1 protein-coding gene and 1 pseudogene are annotated in these 1856 nt (G+C 65.7%); both read right to left on the bottom strand.

The window, feature by feature from the left end; translation table 11 throughout:
- Positions 1–710: pseudogene (locus AACR77_RS10705) on the bottom strand (pyruvate:ferredoxin (flavodoxin) oxidoreductase); the annotation flags it as partial.
- A partial coding sequence (locus AACR77_RS10700) for an FAD-dependent oxidoreductase (protein WP_042881347.1) occupies positions 707–1856 on the bottom strand: 1150 nt, incomplete at its 5' end. The gene AACR77_RS10700 and the pseudogene AACR77_RS10705, both read right to left, overlap by 4 nt.

Below are 1856 nucleotides of genomic sequence, written 5' to 3'. Positions count from 1 at the left end.
TCACAGTAGGGGTTGACGCTCTCGCGGGACTGGAAATAGGTATCCGGGTTCTGGGCGGTGCCACGCATCACCGGATGATCCGGGTTGAGCGCCCGGGCACGGTGGGCGCGCACCCAGTCGTTGTCGATAAGGGCGCGAATTTCATCCCGATGCAGGGCGACTATCTTGTTCACCTCGTGGGAGGTGCGAAAGCCGTCGAAGAAGTGGATAAAGGGCACCCGGCACTGCAGGGTGACGCTGTGGGCGACCAGGGCCAGGTCCTGCGCCTCCTGCACCGAGCCGGAGGCGAGCATGGCAAAGCCGGTGCTGCGCGCCGCCATCACGTCCTGATGGTCGCCAAAGATCGACAGCCCCTGCGCCGCCAAGGATCGGGCCGCCACATGGAATACCGCCGAGGTCAATTCACCGGCGATCTTGTACATATTGGGCAGCATCAGCATCAGCCCCTGACTGGCGGTGAAGGTGGTGGCGAGCGCCCCCGCCTGCAGGGCGCCGTGTACCGTACCGGCCGCCCCCCCTTCGCTCTGCATCTCCACCACCGTGGGGATGTTGCCCCACAGGTTGGTCTGCCCCTGTGCCGCCCAGGCGTCGGCCAGTTCGGCCATGGTCGAGCTCGGGGTGATGGGGTAGATGGCACACACTTCGCTCAGCTGATACGCCACCCGGGCCGCGGCTTCGTTGCCGTCAACCATGATCAGTTCATGTTTCATTGGGACTCCTCCGGTTGGCGCAGCGCTATGGCGTGGCAGGGACACTGGTCGTGGCAGGCACCGCAGCCGGTGCAGCGCTCGGCATCCACCTGATAGCCATTTCCCGGCCCCAGCTTGGCGATGGCCTGCTCGGGGCAGCTGCCATAACAGCCGTCGCACTCGAAGCAGTTGCCGCAGGAGTAGCAGCGCGCCGCCTCGTAGCGGGCGGCCACCTCATCCAGCCCGCCGATGATCTCGCCAAAGTCGTCCCGCGCCGAGGGCGGTTTGACCGGCTGACTGCTGGCGGGAGCATGGGTCTGGAACCAGAGTTGCAGCTGCTCGGGCCCTACCAGCGGCTTCCCTGCCTGCAAATGGGAGAGCGGTTTGTGGTAGAGGCGACCGCGCAGCCAGGCATCCATATGGCGCGCCGCCTTCTTGCCGTGGCCGGTGGCAATGGTGACGGTGCGCTCGGAGGGCACCATGTCGCCACCAGCAAACAGGCCCGGCACATCCGTCATCAGGTTCTCGCCAACCTGCACCACCCCCTCCTTGTTGACCCGCACGCCGGGGATGCTCTCCAGCACACTCAAGTCCACCTCTTGGCCCAGCGCCAGAATAAGGGAGTCCGCTTCGAGGGTTTCAAATTTGCCGGTGGGCACCGGCTTGCCCTCGGCATCCAGCGCCATCACCTCCACTTCGATATTGGTGCTGTCGAGCTGGCGGATGGTGCGCAGCCAGTTGATCTTGATCCCCTCCTCCTCGGCCTCATCGGCTTCGAAGGCGTGGGCCGGCATATGATCCCGGTCGCGGCGGTAGATGATCATCGCCTCTTCCACACCGAGGCGGCGGGCGGTGCGGGCCGCATCCATGGCGGTGTTGCCACCGCCGTAGATGGCCACCCGCCGTCCCAGTTTGGGCGGTGGCAAGCCCTGCTCCTCGGCCAGGCTCGCTTGCTCGAGGAAGCTCACCGCATCGAGGATCTTGCCCGCCTCCCGGGCCGGAATATCGACCCGCTTTGCCAGATGGGCACCGATGGCCATGAAGACGGCGTCAAAGCCCCCCTCGTCACGCGCCTTGAGCACATCCTCCACCTTGTGGTTGAGGGTAAGGGTGACACCGGCAGCGACGATGCGGGCCACCTCCCGATCCAGCACATCGCGAGGCAGG

The sequence above is a fragment of the Aeromonas sp. ZOR0002 genome (genome assembly GCF_963866995.1).
Classification (GTDB): Bacteria; Pseudomonadota; Gammaproteobacteria; order Enterobacterales; family Aeromonadaceae; genus Aeromonas; species Aeromonas caviae.
This window is presented reverse-complemented; position numbering and strand designations above follow the sequence as displayed.